This window comes from Chitinophaga varians, from assembly GCF_012641275.1.
GTDB lineage: Bacteria > Bacteroidota > Bacteroidia > Chitinophagales > Chitinophagaceae > Chitinophaga > Chitinophaga varians_A.
In genome coordinates this window covers 1,436,181-1,453,176 of the sequence record NZ_JABAIA010000002.1, presented here as the reverse complement: position 1 = coordinate 1,453,176, position 16,996 = coordinate 1,436,181, and the positions used below count along the sequence as shown (strand labels likewise).

Below are 16,996 nucleotides of genomic sequence, written 5' to 3'. Positions count from 1 at the left end.
CTCCTCTTTTTTGTGACGAACAGCTATTCTAAGGTGGGAGAGAAACGCAGCCCCGGCGAAAAGGGCCGCGTTTTTCCATCCTTATATATCTAAAAAACCATCTTTAGTTTCCTCCCTGTTTAACGCGGTTCTGTTCTGCTTCCAGGCCTGTCTCACGGGTACGGGCAGCTTTCACGTTGCTGTTACCGAAGCGGTAGTTGAAGGAAAGGCGTACCTGACGTACATCGTTTCTGCTGACCAGCGCGGTGGTCCTGCCGGCATTGTCAAATGAACCACGGAAGTATTGCGTATTGAAAATGTCGGCCACACTCAGTTTCAGCGTTCCTTTACCTTTCATTACTTTCTGTTGTAAGCCCAGGTCAAGGGAGTACATGGATTTCATTTTGAACAGGCCTTCTTCCAGTACCTGTGGCGCTACATAAAGGAATGTAAGTTCCGCAGTGGTGTTTTTAGCGAGGGTGAAAGTCTGTTGTGTACGGCCAAAGAAACCGAAGGAAGAGAGTTTCACGTTATTTTTGTCTACCACTGTTTCATACATATTATACAAGAGAGATGCTGTTGTAAAGGATGTCCACCATTTGGTGATGGGAACGGGTACTGACACGTTCAGGCTGAAGTTGTCGGCCTTTGCCACATTCTGGTAACGGTAACGGATGGCTGAAGTATCTCCGCTGGCAGGGTCCACCGCTGCTTCCAGGATTCTTGTCATCATATCTTTGGTATGGGTATACCCCAGTGAGGTGATCAGGAATTCCTTAAAAGTGTGCGTCAGTTCAAAGGCGTTGGAATACTGTGGCCGCAGGTATGGGTTACCGGCTTGTTTCGTATAGCGGTCGAGGTAAGACTCGAACGGGTTCAGCTCTTCATAGTCCGGGCGCTGGATACGACGGCTGTACGTCAGTCCGAACGTGTTGTTCTTGTTGAGCTCATAAGTCAATGCAGCGCTGGGGAACAGGTTAAAATAGCTGGAATCATTTTTCACTATTTTAAGCTGTTCTTTTTGTGTTGATTCAGAATAGCCATTGATGTGGGTTTGCTCGCCGCGCAGCCCTACCTGTACGTGTACTTTTTTGAACTGTTTGCTGAAATTCACATAAGCGGCATTGATGTTTTCTTTATAGATAAAGTGATTGGAACGGTTTTCATCTTTTATCCAGTTGCCCACGCGCAGGGAATCAAAACGGGCGTCGTTGTCGGTGGTCACGAAGCTGGTTTTCAGACCGGCTTCCAGTTTGGCGCCGCCTTTCAACGGATGTACGTAATCTATTTTTGCGGTTTTGATTTCAATGCTGGAAGGCTGATTGTTGCGGGAAGTATCGCTGCCCAGTATGCCTTTGTCAGCGCCATCGCGGCTTACTGCAAAGATGGATGACGTTTGTTTGTTGGTGTTGCGGGCATAGTCCAGGTCAATGTTCAGTTCTTTACCGGTAGAATCCAGGATACCGCGGTAGTTCACGTTGTAAGCGCCGCGCTGCCACCTGCCTTTGTCAGTGGAATTAGTACGCAGGATAGAATCGACGATGGAACCGTTGCCTATTTTGGTGAAGGCCTCAGCCGGGCTGTTACGATCGCGGAGTGCCAGGTCTGCCATCACACCGATTGTATGTTTTTTGGAGATGAAATAATCCATTCCCACTTTGGCAGCATGATAGTCTGATTTATATCTGTCGATATTATTCTGATCAAATACCTGGTAATGGCCGTCGTTGGTCATCGTACGGTACACGCCCAGGTTTTGTTCTGATTCGCGGTGGCTGTAGTTATAGGAACCGAACAGGTTCATGTTTTCGTTACGGTGGTTCAGGTTGATGCCACCGTTACCACGGGGCCTGAGGCCCTGTGCCACTGCCAGGCTCACGTTACCGTTGGTGCCGTAGTTCTTGTTCTTTTTCAGTTTCAGGTTGATGATGCCCGCATTACCGGCAGCATCATATTTGGCGGAAGGATTGGCAATCAGTTCTATTTGTTCTACGTTGGAAGCAGGCATGCTTTTCAGCAGTTCTGTCACTTCCTGGGAAGACATATTGGTTGGTTTACCATCGATCATGATGATAACGCCGCCTTTTCCCTTCATGGAGATGTTACCGTCTTTATCTACATTGATGGTAGGTGATTTCTCCAGTACTTCCATGGCGTTACCACCGGCGGCGGTGATGCTGCTTTCCACGTTCACCACCATTTTATCGGCTTTCTGTTCAACGAAAGGCTTGCGGGCGGTAACATCCACTGCTTTCAGGCTTTTGGAAGCCGCATCCATGGCCAGAGCGGGGACGGTCACGCCGGTGGTGCCCACTTCAAAGGGCTTGCTGTATGCTTTGTTCATTCCTACAGCTGCTGCCGCGATCAGGTATTTACCTTGTTTTATCTGTTCAAATTCATATTTACCATTGATGTCTGCGATAGCTCCTTTTACAAGAGAAGAGTCGCCGGCCTTTAAGAGGGTTACGGTGGCAAATTCAACTGGTTGGTCGCCGGTGCGGATGACTTTACCGGCTATTTTAGGTCCGTTTTGTGCCTGGGAAGTTAACGCTGCGCTTATCATTCCTGCTGTTAATGCAAACGCTGTCAAAATTGATCTCATATAAGGGCGGATTTAGAATTTTTTGGTTTTTTAGATTTTAGATCGTTCCTGGTTACTGCTCAGTCGGTTTTCTCATGAATTCCTTCTTAAAGAACCTTGGTTAATATACTACAGTAGTTTATCAACTACAGTAGATCATCAACTACATTGTAAAGGTATGTACCATGTAATACATAGTACCAAATCTTTACACGAACGGTCTGTAAACAGGGACGAGCGGTAATAAGTGACAGGAACAATAAGAAGACGACCCGGAAAAGGAAATGTTTCAGCCCGGAAACCAGGGAAGTGCCGAAGGTATATTAGGGGTACAAGCGGTTAAAAAGGCCGGAAGAACGGTACAAAATAGCAAACACAAGCATATAGAAGAAGTCCAAAGGTGCGGCAGGCATCTCCCTAAAGGGCAAACAAAAAGGGAAAGCAAGGCAGGAAATTTCCTTAAGGGGGAAGTTTATAGTAGTGGGAATTTTAATTCAGTCGCTCATCTACCCGGAAAAGCTGCTTAGGCATTTCGCGGCGGCGATGGACGTATTGCATTATATATATAAACAAAACCATCAACAGGGACACGGCTACGAACAGCCACGTATTAAGCAGCCCCTGAAAGAAATGATGGGCATCAAGGATCTCGCCCATTCTGCGCATCTTTTCGGTCCACGCGGCCAGCCGGTCGGTATGGGGATTGAAATCCAGGTACCGCTGCCCTATCGGCAGGTGCACCCGGGCACCCATCGCCGGCATCAGCGCCTGCAACTGTTCCAGCTGACCGATAGGTGCCACGGCAGTCAGACACAGCGCGCCGGAACGGGTAAGCATTCTCAGTTCATAATTAAGGACGGCGGTATTTTTGCCCAATTGCAAGATACGGGCCAGTTGCAGGGTATTATCAGATTCATGGTAAACAGGCGGTAAGGCCCAATGCATGTCTGTAACCGCATTAAGGCCTCTTCTGCTGCGCCAGTTATTATCCTGTGCCAGGCGCTGTTGCATTTTTTGCATCAATATATTGTAATTAAGCTGCCGCGCTTCGGACTGACTCAGGTACCCTGATTCATCCATCGATATTTCGATACCAAAGAGATCGTTTGCTGTCCGGCTGCCGGGTTTAGGCAGCAACAGGCCCAGGAATCCGGGGTTCTGCGGGTTCCCCCAAAGGCGCTCTACCAATGTCCGGCCCTGTACCGCGTTGAGAAAACGATACCCCTCCGGCACAGACAGTACGGCACCATTGTTCAGCACCACCTTTCCTTCGAGATAAGTAAAAGATGCCGTGAGCCGGTCTTCCGGACCCAGCAGGTCATAACGGTCCAGGCCATCTTCCCCTGCACCGGCAAAAGCCCGGGAGGCGACGACCAGACAAGTGATTATACAATATGCAAAAACCTTTCGCATAAAACCGATTGGATGGTTTGTCAGCTCAACAAAAAATGGATAATGCAAGGTTCTGGTACGATAGGGATAAAACTACTACAAATAACTGCTACCAAGGTGCACAGGTACAGGGTCCGATTTCCGCGATGGCAGTGCCGGCAACGGAAACTACTCATTGTTCGTATAAGCAAGATAGAAAACTTTTAGTTATCCCACCGGATATTTTCCAGCAGATGGGGCAGTACGTCCTGGACCAGTTCAAAAAACACCCTTTCCTCTTTGCGTATATGCGCTTCCAGGCTGACCGCTATTTTGTCCATGTCTTCTTCCAGGCTGGTACTTTCTGTAATAGCGCTGTACATACCGGAGATCAGCCGGTGTTCTGCCTGCAGCTCTGCGATCAGTGCGTCCACCCGGGGATCGTGGCCGCTGCATTTCTCAAAGAGGTATTCTTCTTTCTGAATGTGCGGCACCATCAGTTCCTGGAACACCTTCACCATATATTCAAACCGGGCCTGTGTTTCCAGCGGAAAACCTTCATAGGGCGCCGCATCTCTTTTCAGATAGCGGCATACAAATAACAGCCGCTTATGCTCATGCGATAAGGGTATTAGTGCTGAATGACGTTGCATATGCTATATCAGGAAGCTGTAGCGACAGCTGCATTTTTTTTACGGCAGTACCATATCCAGATAATACCTCCAACAATCATCAGAAAAGAGATGATTTCCGCTTGTGTGGGATGAAAGCCAAAAATGTTGTACTTCGTATTGACGCGGATTTTTTCCACGAAGAAACGTTCCAGGCCATTCAGTACGAGATATATCCCGAAGATCACACCGGGTATGGTAATTTTCTTACGGATAGCCCAGAGCACGCCGGTAAGCAGCAGGCAGGCCAGTATCTCATATAACGGTGTGGGGTATACGCCAACGGGCAGTACGCGGCAGTAGGGACCTTCACAGCCTGGCATTGGTACTCCTTCATTGACCACATTATGGGCATAACCGGAGGCAAAAAACCAGTCAGGCAGGAAACTGAGCGCTGCGGGCTTGGCAAAAGCCGCATGGGGAATATGAGCAGTATCGCTGTATTGTTGTTGGAAGAATGCAATATTCCGCTGAACAGCATTGTTGAATTCAGCAGGTTGTACCTGCACCACATGACCGGTCGTATCGGTGATATAGGCGCTGTTGTAGATGCCCCAGTCACCGTCACCGGCAAACTGGCATCCCATCCTGCCGATGGCATAAGCAAGCATAAGGGCCGGCGCTGCACTGTCTATCAGGTGTTTAATGCTGATCTGTTTTTTGCGGGCATATCGCAAAATCACGACCGTGGCCACTATCAGGCCTCCATAGAAGGTTAGGCCGCTGAACGAGAGCAACGCGCCAATGGGGTCCTGAACAAAATCGTTCCAGTTCTCCAGGTTATGAAACACTTTAGCGCCCAGCAGTCCCGCGATAGCTGCCATTACGATAATGTCCGGCACGCGCTGATGGGGCCATACGCTCACGGTTTCTTTTTTGGGTGCTGTTCCTTTCTGGCTTTTGGTGCTGTTGTATTTGAGGAAGACCAGTATCGCTGCCACGGCGAGGCCGCCGAGAAAGCTGCCTTCAGCAGAGAGGATAAAACCCTGAAAATTCTGGGACGCTTTGTCCCAGTTGAGTATCAGCCCAAGACCTTTCCAGCCCAGCAGGAACCCGAGGATGCCATTGCTGATATATTCGCCGGTAGTGGCCGGACCGCCCGTCAGTACAGTCTGGGAAACAGGTTTCAACCAGCCCAGCTGTTCACGGCGCTTCAATTCTTTTGTCAGTACATAAGCCCCTGCCAGGAAAGCAACGGCCACAAAAAAACCAAATGTCTGAAGGATTTTAAAAACAGGAATCTCTATACCGAACAGATCTCTGAAAGCGTAATATAAATTAGGATACATAGCCCAAAAAAAATTGGTGATCTGAATTTTCCTATGAACAAAGCCGAATTAGTCAACAAGGAAAATCAAACCACCAAAGTACGATGTAATTTCGAAATTCTGAATTGGAATTCCGGAATTAAAGTATTAGCAATATTGTTCAAATGCGTCAGCGAGGTTCGCAGCAATCATCTGTGCTGAACGGCCCTCGATCATGTGGCGCTCAATGAAATGTACCAACTGTCCGTCTTTAAACAGGGCGATAGACGGAGAAGATGGAGGATAAGGCAGCAGGTGCGTACGGATCTGCTGTACAGCTTCCAGGTCATAACCAGCAAAAGCGGTCGTCAGTCTGTCCGGTTTCTTTTCACTGTGCGCTACAGCCATCAATACACCCGGACGGGCAGTGGCAGCAGAGCAGCCACATACAGAGTTTATTACTACCAGCGTGGTGCCTTCTTTCTTCAGCGTATCGTCTACACTGCCGGAAGTCAGCAGCTCGTCAAATCCATTATCAGTCAACTCAGCCTTTCTAGGCATAACTAGTTCCGCAGGATACATATTATTATAGTTTTTTGTGTTAAGATTTTCGACAAAGTTAAAGATATAGGAGCAAAAAGTAAAAAATCGATCTCACAAAAAGACTTTTTGACACAAATCAAACAATCAAAACGACATAATGTCAGTATCTGTAACGTTTTTACTAACAAAATAGCAGTTTTGTTGGCATGGTATCCCATTTGATCTGTAGTCATCGTTGAACAACAAAATTGATTTCACACTAAAAAAATTGATAAAGACTATGACACACGTAAAATTCAACCACAGCCCTCTTCCCAGATTAGTTGAAGACATTTTTAACAATGGATGGAACAAATATGTAAAAGATGATTTCCTGACCAGCGATTTCTTCTCTACCCATCCTCCTGTGAACATCGTAGAAACCAAAGACGCGTTTCTGCTGGATGTAGTGGCGCCTGGCTTTGCGAAAGAAGACTTTAAGATCAATGCAGATGAAAAAGCCATCACCATCAGCGCAGAAAGAAAAGCCGAAACCAAAACCGAAGGCGACAAACAGGTACGCCGCGAGTTTAACTTCAAATCCTTCAAACGCTCCTTCAGCATCTCTGATGCGGTAGACGTGAACAGGATTCAGGCGAAATATGATAATGGCATCCTGAAGGTGACCCTTTCCAAAAAGGAAAACAAGCAGGACGCTCCCAAAGAAATAGTAGTGGAATAAGGGATACAGGATGGCTTCCTACCGGAAGCTGTCCGAAACATGGGGGTTAATTGAAGGAGGTACCATCTGGTGCCTCCTTTTTATATGTGTATAATTCACACAAACGTTGAATCAACTGGTGTATATTAATACGATAATTTGCTTTCTTAAGCAAGCGCTATGGCAAAGCATTTCAGGAATGCCTGGATATTCACCAAGAGCATCTACCTCAGCTCAGAAAAAGCAGTGATCGGCAATGTATTGCAACGTACGGAAGACACCTATGAACAGGCGAAACTCCGGCTCATCTTTGACTTTCTCTTTTTTTATACGCTACTGTTGTTTCCCATCATGTTACTGGCCATGATCAGTCAGAATGAAGTCAACATGCTGCTGATCCCCTGTCTGGTCACCGCTTTGATGACCGGCCTGTACCTGCTGAGAAAAGGTGTGGCTGCCCGTGTGGTCGGCATGGTCACTTCCTGTTGTACGCTGGTCATACCTATTATTTCTTCTTTTTTTAACAGCCAGGACCTTTCGCCCCGCTATGCCATCATATGGGCCATGAGCATACTGCTGGCCTTCATTACCGTCAACATCAGGAGTGCACTGGTATTGTGCGGTATCCTTTGCGCCTACCTCTCTGTGGTGGCCTACATTAAAATCAATGGTATCCCGGTTTATGTAAGCTCCGGCTATTCTGACAAGTTTCAGCTGATCTCCAATCCGGTAACGGTAATATTGTATATGCTGTTCCTGATACGCGCACTGGGACAGTATTACCGCAACATTATTTCCATGGAACAGCAGCGTACCGCGGAAAAACAAAAGCAGCACCTGTCGCTGATCAACCAGAACCTTACCAAGCAGTTCCTGTTGGTGAAGGGGTTTTCCCGCTCAGGTAAATCTGCTTTCATGAAAGGCGAAATGGAGTTGCTGGAAGCCTGTTTCACCGAAATAGAAAAACAATGTGGTGCCGCTATCGGGTATCTCAACGAAGCGCAGGAAGATTGATACTACACGTCTGTGTGAGATATAATATTTTTTTATTTCCTGTCCCCCGTCTTCTCCCCGGAAAAATGGCAACAGCCAAACTATTGAAAGCCCGCGTAAATGTTAATGATTTGTAAATGATATAATATTATATTAACCCAAAATTGATTCAAACACCTCAATAACAGATTATAAAAAATTACAACTTTTAGGTCTTATCCAGCGTTAACGGCTACACTATATTTGTGCTATCAAATTATTTCCTATTGTCCTTATGCTATTGGACATCATCTAACCTATGCCATGGATGGGGCTTTCAGCAATGAAAGTCCTTTTTTTTGCCCGTATCTTTCTGACATAAAAAAGAAGCCCCCCGAAAAATCGGGGGGCTTTCAGTAGGATTACTAACCCATTTTTTTAATAACCCAAAATCTTTAACATGCTCTGGGAAGTCTGCTCTTTGGCATACAACCAGTCTTTCAGCTGTCCATTTTTATCATATCCCACGATCACGTGCTTGGGAGACGGGATCAGGCAGTGTTTAATACCACCATATCCGCTCAGCTGGTCCTGGTAAGCGCCGGTATGGAAGAACCCAATGTATAGCGGCTCTCCGCTTGGCTGTTGTTTCGGTAAAAATACCGCGTTGATATGTTCCTCAGATGTATAAAAGTCGTATCCGTCGCAGGTAAGTCCTCCCAGGTGTACTTCCTGGTACTCCTGGTCCCACTTGTTGATAGGCAGCATCAGGAATTTCTCCCCAATACCCCAGGTATCAGGCAGGGTGGTAATGAAAGAACTGTCGATCATATACCAGGATTCCCTGTCGTTCTGCATTTTTTCGCCTACTACGCTATAGATCACCGCACCGCTTTCACCTACAGTGAAGGAACCGAATTCTGTGTAGATGTCCGGTACCGGTACTTTGTTCTTTTTGCAGGTGCTTTTAATATTGGCTACAATTTCGTTAACGATGTAATTGTAATCATAATCAAAGCCCAGGGAGTGTTTGATCGGGAAACCGCCACCGATGTTGATGCTGTCCAGTTCAGGGCAGATCTTTTTCAGCTGGCAGTACAGGTTGATCACCCTGTTGAACTGCGACCAGTAGAAGATATCATCTTTGATCCCCTTGTTCATGAAGAAGTGCAGCATTTTCAGCTCAAACTTCTCGTTCCCCTTGATCTTGTCGACATAATATTCGAGGATATCACGGGGAGGCACGCCCAGGCGGGAGGTATAGAAGTCGAAGCTGGGTTCTTCTTCCGCGGCTACACGGATACCCAGTTTCACTTTATCTTTTATCCGGACATTACGTTTGTAGTCTTCCAGTTCCTCTTTATTGTCCAGTACCGGAATCACATTTTTAAAGCCGCTGTTGATCAGTCTGGCTATGGCCCTGGTATAGGCTTTTGTTTTGAAACCGTTACAGAGCACAAACGTCTCTTTGTTGATCTTCTTTTTTTCGTACAGTTTGTTTACGATATCGATATCATAAGCAAACGAAGTTTCGATGTGCACGCCATGTTTCAGGGTTTCCTCCATAATAAAGGAGAAGTGCGAGCTCTTGGTACAATAGCAGTAATAATATTTACCATCGTACCTGTTCTTCTTGATGGCATCATGGAACATCTTTTTTGCCTTGTTGATCTGCATTCCGATCTTGGGAAGGTAGGTCAACTTAAAAGGCGTTCCGTACTTGTCAATCAGCGCCTTAATATCCAAACCGTTAAACTCCAGGTAGTTGTCTTTTACGTCAAAGCCCTCCTGGGGGAATTCGAAAGTCTGTTTAACGAGGTCGGTGTAGGTGTTGTTCATTTAAATCTGCAAATGAATTAGTAATAAAATAAACTACAGGATAAATGCTCCTTTTCCTCGCTGGAAACTCCTGGTTTACACACCTACGTCAGTTGAAACCCAGCAAAATTGGTTGCAAAGCTAAATATTTTGTTGATTGCTGCAGTAATTTTTTTCCGGCAGTCCTGCCGGGCAACAGGTCAGCAACCGGGCAAATATACAAACAATTACAAATCAACAAATTAAATAAAAATATTTAATATTTATTGGCCATCATTTATAACTGTCAGGGATTGCTTTCCTTCGCAAAAAAGCAGGTCCAGGATGCTCAGGTCGGGCAGGAAACCGACCCGTTCCTGGAACACCTGGGTGTATTGCGGCGCATCCTCCGGCGTCGGGGCGTTCGGCAGAATGCGGTCACGGGCATCTGTTACGCCGGACACTACCTTTTGGTAACTGTCTGTGAACTGAATAGCCGGACTAAGGCCCAGCTTGTTATTCACCCATTCAAAACAGGCCATGTTCCAGTCGAGCAAAAATGAAAACTGTTTTTCAAACAGTCCCTGCATATCCTCCTCGTAATATTCAAACCAGGGAGAGCGCCTATAGGCGGACACGAGCGTTTTCCAGTGCAGAGACTGCCATCTCTCTTCATTACTGATCCGGACATCCTTCATCAGGGTCCGTTGGTTCTTGCCGCGGGTGAGAGGCACACTTAAGATCATACGGCCATTTGGCCCGGCGAGGTAACAACGGTTCCTGTAACTGAGCTTTTGATAGTGTTCATATTTCTCAATCTGTAATATATCGTGGTTAATTAAAGTTTTATAGAAGCTAATTGGCGGAAAATATTGTGATTCAATTAATAACACTCCACTTTTTGCATTCTCTGTCATAATGTCAAAATTTTAGCCCGCCAGTGCGGAAATGATTAGTTACAGCTGCTGATCTACTTACAGTTATTTACTTAATAATTAATTTCAAGTAACTGGATAACAATTCATAGAAAAGTTATTCGTATGCTAATGAAATTAGTATTTCACCTTTGGAAGTAAAATGGCAGAAAAATGCAAAAATACTAAAGATATTAGTTGCTTGCGAGATGAATTTAAGCAAGCTCAGGAAGGTTTTGAAAGATAGGAAAGAATCATAAAGAATATATTTTTTTATATTCGTTTTTTAGGTTATTTAAATAAACTCCCCTACTGGCTCCGCCATAAACTGCCGTTAAATGTTTCCCAATTCCGACCCTGATTTTTGATAAGTAAAACCTTTGCAGTAGGTTTGAAGATTAAAAGTTCACCGACAACAATGAAAACGATCCGTCTGTTTTTAATCATAATGGCCACCTGGGGACTGACAAGCTCATGCGAAAAAATGAAGGACCTCCAGTTTGTAAGAGTTGCCAATCTCCAAATGGATGAGCTGGGCATGTCCAAGAGCATTGTACGGCTCACCCTGGCATATTACAATCCGAACAATTATCAGCTGAAATTAAAAGACGCCAACTTCAACGTCTTTTTTGATGATACAGAAGTAGGGCGCTCTGTCCAGGATACCATGATCAGTATCCCGGCAAAAGATACTTTCTATTTTCCGGTGAAGCTGGAAGTCAATATGGCGAATGTGCTGAAAAATGCATTTACTGCTTTTTCCAGCAAGGAAGTCACCATTAAAGCCACCGGCAATTGTAAAGTCGGCAAAGGAGGCATTTATATTCCCTTCCCCATTAAATGCGAAACCAAACAGGCGCTGAATTTTTTTTAACGCAAATGTCCCAGGGCTGAAGCCCTGGGCTACGATTAGATTCTGGTCTTTTTTATTGATAATGCTTTTATGGGGGGAAGACAACCATGAAGCGCAGATTGAAAAGTGATTGCCTTTCGTAAATGAAAGGCTTTTTTTATTGGCAGGACTTTTATACAGGAAAGACAAACAGATTGAAAAATTTCTGTTTTTAGCGGAAAAGTGGCTTTTTCATGAAAAAGACAGAACAATATATTCGTACATAACGGCATTTTCAATGCCCCGAGCCGCAAATATTACTCTTCATTCCTAACTGTATTTCTCCTTAAAGGGCTTCAAAATCTAATCGTAGCCCAGGGCTTCAGCCCTGGGACACAAGGGAGATGATCTTCAGCATATGTTGCGCATCTTCCAGGCTGCGTACCGGCGACAAAGCCGCCATGGCCCTCACCGCATTTATATCCGTCAACAGTTCACCCGTAAGCAGGCCATTACGTTCCGCCGCTTTATAAGCCATCGCCGTTTTCAGCGCGGCAGCTTTAATACGCAGCGAATGGGGGCTGTACCGTCCGGGATGCAGATGGACATAACGCTCCGGATCGTCAGACAGCCGCAATATCCAGCACGAGGTGTCTGACAGCGTCACTTCCGTGTAGCCGTGATGTGCCGCTACCCGGGCGGCAAAGGCAGCTGGCAGGAGGATGTCCTGTGCCGTTAGTTGTGCAGTGATTTCGTTGAAAATCATCTCCGGCGTCAGGGTGCCGGTATACATATCCATCTGGGAAGTGCCGATCTTTTGCAGCGCAGCGGGCAGTTCAGCAGGTGATACCCTTGTCAGCATCTGCTGTAACACTCCTAAATGGTGCTTGAACGGGTTAAAAAGAATGCAGGAAATAGTGGAAAAATTGAAAAATTGAGCAATTTATGGGGAAAACGGGCAATTCGGGCTTTATTAAAAAACCCGGGAAGGGCTCGGACCACTCCCCGGGTGCAATTATAATGACGATGTCAAAAGCTTAGTGCTTTTTCTTTTCCATGCCGCCGCCGTCTTCCGGCTTTTTGCAGCATTTAGGCAGTTTAGCGTAGCTTTCCGGATTGGCAGTTACGTTATCAGCATCATAACCGGCATTAGCGATGCCTGTTTTGACATTTTCGATATTTGTACGGTCATCCCAGTATTTTACGGTAGTCACGTGTTTTTTATAATCCACTTTTACAGACTCCACGCCTTCTTCCTGGGACATGTATCTTTCAATACGGTTTTTGCAGGATTCACACTGCACTGTTGGCGTGCTGATCTTGGCAGTCAGCAGGGCTTTTTTCTTCTGCTGTGCCATGGCCACGCTTACGCTCGCCAGTAGGAACAGCATTACTAATTTTACGATGCGCATAGTATAGATTTTGACAACCGAATATACAAAAAAAGTAATATACTGGCGTTATTTACCCCACTGGTCAGGCGCTGTTCTCCAGGCCTGCAGTGTGCTGATCTCATCTGCGGAAACAATGCCTTTCTCTTCAGCCAGGGCAATCATCGCGTTGTAGTTGCTCAGCGATTTAAACGGTACGCCGGCTGCTTCAAATGCTTTTACCGCCACATCAAAGCCATAGTTGAAGATAGACACCATGCCTATCACCTCACCGCCTGCGGCACGGATGGCCTGCACCGCCTCGAGGCTGCTTTTGCCGGTAGAGATCAGGTCTTCCACCACTACCACCTGTTGACCAGGCTGCAATACACCTTCTATCTGATTGCCCATGCCATGCTCTTTCGGTTTGGAACGAACATAGATAAATGGCAGCTTCAACTGGTCCGCCACCAGCGTGCCGTGTGGAATACCGGCGGTAGCCACGCCCGCAATCACCGCTGCATCAGGAAAGGTCTCAAATACGGTATTGCATAACTCGGATTTGATATAGTCCCGTACATATGGATAGGATAACAGTTTCCGGTTATCGCAATAAATAGGGGACTTCCATCCGGAGGCCCATGTAAAAGGCTGGGCAGGGCTCAACTTTACGGCCTGCACCTGCAGCAGTTTTTCTGCAACTTGTTTTTCGCTTACTGTACTCATACAGCGCCAAAGTTAAAACATTTGATTATTTAGCCATTTAGATATTTAGACATTTACAGATTTGAGTGCTTTCATTAAATCTTCAAATAACTAAATGTCTGAATAACCAAATGTCTAAATTTGCACCATGCAAGCAAACATGACGATCTACCTGAATGAGCGTCCCCTCATTCTCAGCGGAAGTGAACAGAACATACCGGCAGACATCAACGGGGCAAAGGTGTACCTCAACCCGGACACGGAGAAGATAGAGAAAGTATTGCAGAAGATGGAAGAAGGTAAAAAAGAAGCAGCGGTGTTTATCACAGAAGACGTGAAACAGCTGTTTAAGAAGGTATCACTTCATTTTACCGTGCTGGTGGCGGCCGGCGGCCTGATCACCAATCCTGATGGGGAAGTACTGATGATGTTCCGCAGAGGAAAATGGGACCTGCCCAAAGGCAAACAAGACCCCGGAGAAGACCTGGAAACCTGTGCTGTCCGTGAAGTGGCGGAAGAAACCGGTCTGCATACCATCTCCCTCACCCATAAAATCACGGAAACGTTTCACTACTACCCGATGAAAACCAAAAAGGTACTGAAACACACGCACTGGTACCGCATGCAGTTCACCGGTACCGAACTTACCGTACCGCAGATTGAAGAGGATATCCAGGATATAGAATGGGTTAAACCACAGAACCTTGATAAATTCCTTAAATACTCCTACGAAAACATCCGCGAGGTGTTCAAAGCAGAAAAACTCATATAATAATTGCGAATTACAAATTACGAATTACGAATTGAGGGTTCCTTATCAGAGCGGCTACTAACTAACCGTTCTATAAACGAGTCCTCAATTCGTAATTCGTAATTCGTAATTCGTAATTCGTAATTGGTAATTCGCAATTGATTTTATCTTTTGGCCAGAATAGCCATGGTAAGCCGGCTCACACAGATAAGTTTATGTTGGTCGTCCGTAATCCGGATATCCCATACATGGCTGGTAGCGCCTATATGCAACGGTTTGGCACAGGCATGCACATACCCGCTTTTTACTCCCCTCAGGTGATTGGCACTGATTTCCATCCCTACACAGATTTGTTTGTCGGGGTCGATGATCAACCCGGAAGCCATACTGCCTACAGTTTCGGCCAGCGCCACAGAAGCGCCACCATGTAACAGGCCATATGGTTGTTTGGTACGGTTGTCTACCGGCATCATCATCTTCAGATAATCCGGGCCTATTTCAGTAAACTCCATTCCCAGATGAGTTCCCATGGTATTTTCACTCAGCTCGTTGAGTGTGTCCAATGATACGTTCAGGGAATGCCAGATCGCTTTCATAGTATGCGCTTTAACAGTTATCGCTTATGTTGTTGAATACCTTCCAGTACCACCTTATGGAGGAAAGGCTGTACGTCTCCCCCATTCCGGTAAATATCCCGCACCAGCGTGGATGCCACACTGGAATACTGCGGCGTGGTGGTCAGGAAAATCGTTTCTATGTCAGGGGCAATGGTCCGGTTTACATCCGCAATGGCTTTTTCATATTCAAAATCACTCACGTAACGGATACCACGCAGGATGAAGCTGGCACCTATTTCCTTGCAGAAGTTGATGGTCAACCCCTGATAAACGGCCACTTCCACCCTTGGGTCGTTTTTATAGATCTCCCTGATCCATTCGATACGCTCTTCCAGCGAAAACATGGGCGTTTTGGCGCTGTTGGTGCCGATACCCACCACGAGGCGGTCAAACAGGCCCAGTCCCCGGTCAATGATATCGGTATGGCCCAGCGTAATGGGATCGAAAGTACCCGGAAATAAACAAGTCCTCATGGAAAGTTGATGAATTTAAATGACAGATCAGCGTTTCAGCTCTTCCCGGTTAATGAAAATCGAGAAGGTGGTCCCGCCATAACTCCTTTCGGAGCGATAATAACTATAGTCCCGGAAATCGTTCTGCCGGGTATGTTCTATGACCAGCCAGCCTTCGGGATTGAGCAGTTGTTGCTCAAAAATGATCCCTGGCAGTTTATACATGGCTTCCATGGCATAAGGCGGGTCGGCAAAAATGAAATCGAATTTTTCGTTACACTGCTGCAGGTATTTAAAAACGTCCATCCGCACTACCTTCAGGGTGGGGATGTCCAGCAGAGCGGCTGTCTTGGTGATGAATTCAGCCATTGCGTGGTCTTTCTCCACGATGGTCATGTCGGTGGCTCCCCTGGAAGCCAGCTCATAGCTGATGCTGCCGGTACCGCCAAAAATGTCGAGTGTTTTTAAAGAAGGAATATCCAGGTTGTTCTCGATAATATTAAACAGTCCGCCTTTGGCAATGTCTGTAGTAGGCCTTGTATTAGGCATTTTTGCAGGCGGTTGTATTTTTCTGCCCCCACTTTCTCCTCCGATTATACGCATAATGCTAACGCATACAAGTTATGAAAATAATAGCCTGGTATTTCCTGCATGGGCGTGATATAGCTAAATCCCGGCAGTCGTTGCACCCATTCCAGTTTGGAGATGAATTTATACATCTCCTGGTAAACCACGCTGTCTGTGGCCACCACCCCTCCGAGCTTCACCTTTACCTGCTGCTCATTGAGTCCCAGCTGGCGAAGGGTATTTACCAGTTGATATACCACATCGAGCCCTGCCTGGTACTCACCATCCTGCTGGATGATAAGTTTCCCGTTCACGTAAATAGTCAATGTAAAAGACTGCCGCTGTACATGCACAAAAGCTATTCCTTCAGGCGCCCGATAGTCCAGGTCCAGCGGATAAGCCTGCAGCAGAGCAGAGTTGGCGTGTACCACCAGGTCTGTGGAGAATTCCTTACGCAGGAACCCCAGCAGGTCTTTGTCCACGCTGAATATATTCACCATAGGCAGTCCCGGCAGCAGATCGGCCAGGATGGCTTCCTGCATTTTTTCCGGTTGTGACAGGTGGAGGTAGTCTTTTTTCAGCGAAGGCATATAATATACCTGTGGCACCAGTACGCCACCGCCGTTGTCAAAAGCCAGCAGTACGGATTTAAAGGCGGTAAACAGCAGTTTGTCTGCGTCAAACACCTCTTCTATCATTTCCAGATCGGCCATGGCCAGTTTCTGTGGCTGGAAATGGTAGGATTTAAGCGCCAGGAATTTTTTCGCTGCGGGATCAAACACCACATAACTGAAAGTACCGCCGCCAACCAGCACCAGCAGGTGACAGGCCGTAAGATCGGTCCCCAGTAAAGTTTCATCATCTACTGTAAATGCAGGATGGATGTTGTAAGCCACGGGCATATATAACCTTTCAAATGAATTACAA

Annotated in this window: 18 protein-coding genes; 4 read left to right on the top strand and 14 right to left on the bottom strand. The window is 46.3% G+C overall.

The window, feature by feature from the left end; all coding sequences use genetic code 11:
- Positions 1-103 precede the first annotated feature (103 nt).
- The 5 genes from HGH92_RS20525 to HGH92_RS20505 all read right to left on the bottom strand — a co-directional run bounded on the left by HGH92_RS20525 (position 104) and on the right by HGH92_RS20505 (position 6,431).
- Positions 104-2,581 (bottom strand): outer membrane beta-barrel family protein, encoded by a 2,478-nt coding sequence (locus HGH92_RS20525; RefSeq protein WP_168872618.1) that lies wholly within the window; start codon positions 2,579-2,581, stop codon positions 104-106.
- 468 nt (positions 2,582-3,049) lie between these two features.
- Positions 3,050-3,973 (bottom strand): DUF2167 domain-containing protein, encoded by a 924-nt coding sequence (locus HGH92_RS20520; RefSeq protein ID WP_168872617.1) that lies wholly within the window; start codon positions 3,971-3,973, stop codon positions 3,050-3,052.
- A gap of 182 nt (positions 3,974-4,155) precedes the next feature.
- Entirely contained in the window at positions 4,156-4,584 is a 429-nt protein-coding gene (locus tag HGH92_RS20515; protein WP_168872616.1) for a hemerythrin domain-containing protein, read from the bottom strand.
- Positions 4,585-4,592: 8 nt separating this feature from the next.
- On the bottom strand, positions 4,593-5,891 hold the full coding sequence (locus HGH92_RS20510) for a prolipoprotein diacylglyceryl transferase (protein ID WP_168872615.1): 1,299 nt from the start codon (positions 5,889-5,891) through the stop codon (positions 4,593-4,595).
- Positions 5,892-6,017: 126 nt separating this feature from the next.
- The gene (locus HGH92_RS20505; protein WP_168872614.1) at positions 6,018-6,431 is read right to left on the bottom strand and encodes a BrxA/BrxB family bacilliredoxin; all 414 of its coding nucleotides are present in this window, start codon (positions 6,429-6,431) and stop codon (positions 6,018-6,020) included.
- Positions 6,432-6,672: 241 nt separating this feature from the next.
- On the opposite strand from HGH92_RS20505, the gene HGH92_RS20500 reads away from it, so the two are divergent.
- On the top strand, positions 6,673-7,113 hold the full coding sequence (locus tag HGH92_RS20500; RefSeq protein WP_168872613.1) for an Hsp20/alpha crystallin family protein: 441 nt from the start codon (positions 6,673-6,675) through the stop codon (positions 7,111-7,113).
- A gap of 159 nt (positions 7,114-7,272) precedes the next feature.
- Positions 7,273-8,106, top strand: a complete 834-nt coding sequence (locus HGH92_RS20495) for a hypothetical protein (RefSeq protein WP_168872612.1) — start codon at positions 7,273-7,275, stop codon at positions 8,104-8,106.
- A 396-nt stretch (positions 8,107-8,502) separates the two neighbouring features.
- On the opposite strand, the gene HGH92_RS20490 is transcribed toward HGH92_RS20495, so the two are convergent.
- The gene (locus HGH92_RS20490) at positions 8,503-9,903 is read right to left on the bottom strand and encodes an arginine decarboxylase (RefSeq protein WP_168872611.1); all 1,401 of its coding nucleotides are present in this window, start codon (positions 9,901-9,903) and stop codon (positions 8,503-8,505) included.
- 242 nt (positions 9,904-10,145) lie between these two features.
- The gene (locus HGH92_RS20485; protein WP_168872610.1) at positions 10,146-10,778 is read right to left on the bottom strand and encodes a WbqC family protein; all 633 of its coding nucleotides are present in this window, start codon (positions 10,776-10,778) and stop codon (positions 10,146-10,148) included.
- Positions 10,779-11,193: 415 nt separating this feature from the next.
- Between HGH92_RS20485 and HGH92_RS20480 the strand changes: the two genes are divergently transcribed.
- On the top strand, positions 11,194-11,649 hold the full coding sequence (locus tag HGH92_RS20480; protein WP_168872609.1) for an LEA type 2 family protein: 456 nt from the start codon (positions 11,194-11,196) through the stop codon (positions 11,647-11,649).
- 340 nt (positions 11,650-11,989) lie between these two features.
- Here the strand turns inward: HGH92_RS20480 and HGH92_RS20475 are convergent, their stop codons facing one another.
- The 3 genes from HGH92_RS20475 to pyrE all read right to left on the bottom strand — a co-directional run bounded on the left by HGH92_RS20475 (position 11,990) and on the right by pyrE (position 13,703).
- On the bottom strand, positions 11,990-12,481 hold the full coding sequence (locus HGH92_RS20475; protein WP_168872608.1) for a hypothetical protein: 492 nt from the start codon (positions 12,479-12,481) through the stop codon (positions 11,990-11,992).
- A 163-nt stretch (positions 12,482-12,644) separates the two neighbouring features.
- The gene (locus HGH92_RS20470) at positions 12,645-13,019 is read right to left on the bottom strand and encodes a heavy-metal-associated domain-containing protein (protein WP_078667885.1); all 375 of its coding nucleotides are present in this window, start codon (positions 13,017-13,019) and stop codon (positions 12,645-12,647) included.
- A 48-nt stretch (positions 13,020-13,067) separates the two neighbouring features.
- Entirely contained in the window at positions 13,068-13,703 is a 636-nt protein-coding gene (gene pyrE / locus HGH92_RS20465) for an orotate phosphoribosyltransferase (RefSeq protein WP_168872607.1), read from the bottom strand.
- Between the two features lie 127 nt (positions 13,704-13,830).
- On the opposite strand from pyrE, the gene HGH92_RS20460 reads away from it, so the two are divergent.
- Positions 13,831-14,454 carry an NUDIX hydrolase gene (locus tag HGH92_RS20460; protein WP_168872606.1) on the top strand — a complete coding sequence of 208 codons (624 nt, stop codon included), beginning with the start codon at positions 13,831-13,833 and terminating at the stop codon, positions 14,452-14,454.
- A 143-nt stretch (positions 14,455-14,597) separates the two neighbouring features.
- On the opposite strand, the gene HGH92_RS20455 is transcribed toward HGH92_RS20460, so the two are convergent.
- Genes HGH92_RS20455 through HGH92_RS20440 form a run of 4 tightly spaced genes read right to left on the bottom strand, consistent with a single transcriptional unit; the run spans position 14,598 to position 16,971 of the window.
- Entirely contained in the window at positions 14,598-15,029 is a 432-nt protein-coding gene (locus HGH92_RS20455; RefSeq protein WP_168872605.1) for a hotdog fold thioesterase, read from the bottom strand.
- 17 nt (positions 15,030-15,046) lie between these two features.
- Positions 15,047-15,523 (bottom strand): pantetheine-phosphate adenylyltransferase, encoded by a 477-nt coding sequence (gene coaD / locus HGH92_RS20450; RefSeq protein WP_168872604.1) that lies wholly within the window; start codon positions 15,521-15,523, stop codon positions 15,047-15,049.
- Between the two features lie 27 nt (positions 15,524-15,550).
- Entirely contained in the window at positions 15,551-16,051 is a 501-nt protein-coding gene (locus HGH92_RS20445) for an RsmD family RNA methyltransferase (RefSeq protein WP_247654987.1), read from the bottom strand.
- 44 nt (positions 16,052-16,095) lie between these two features.
- Complete coding sequence (locus HGH92_RS20440) at positions 16,096-16,971, bottom strand: DUF3822 family protein (RefSeq protein WP_168872602.1); 876 nt, start codon at positions 16,969-16,971, stop codon at positions 16,096-16,098.
- Positions 16,972-16,996: the final 25 nt, after the last annotated feature.